General features: G+C 45.9%; 1 protein-coding gene. It reads left to right on the top strand.

Annotation, left to right across the window (positions count from 1 at the left end; genetic code table 11):
* Positions 1-519, top strand: a 519-nt coding sequence (locus HMPREF1024_RS00005; protein ID WP_032451482.1) for an IS5 family transposase, incomplete at both ends; no start/stop codon positions are given.

The following is a 519-nucleotide window of genomic DNA, read 5'->3' as shown; positions in this document are numbered from 1 at the left end:
ATGAGTGATGGATACGCCATGACAGGTAAGGATATCGGCCTATATCTTACCATCATCAGGCTGTATGAACAGCAACAGTATATGTATGATAACAGAATCCATTCTGTAGAGCATCGCATTGTAAGCATTTCGCAGCCATGGCTTCGGCCGATTGTCAGAGGGAAGGTCAAAGCACCTGTTGAATTTGGTGCAAAATTTGATCTCAGTCTTGACAGCGAAGGTTATGGGCGCCTCGAAAAAATATCTTTCGAGGCATACAACGAGAGCACCTGCCTGATTGAAGCAATAGAACGCTTCAAAGAGCGTACCGGTTATTATCCAGAACGTGTCCTGGCAGATCAGATATACCGGACCAGGGAAAACAGGAGTTATTGCAAAGAGCATGGGATCCGGTTATCAGGTCCAAAGCTGGGCAGACCAAGCGCCACAGCAAAAGTTGATAAAAAACAAGAGTATCAGGATAATACCGATAGAATCGAAGTGGAGCGCACCTTCAGCCTGAGCAAACGCTGTTATGGT

The organism is Klebsiella sp. 4_1_44FAA (genome assembly GCF_000238715.1).
GTDB lineage: Bacteria > Pseudomonadota > Gammaproteobacteria > Enterobacterales > Enterobacteriaceae > Klebsiella > Klebsiella pneumoniae.
Note: the sequence above shows the minus strand (reverse complement) of the source record. Positions and strands in the feature narration are given on the sequence as shown.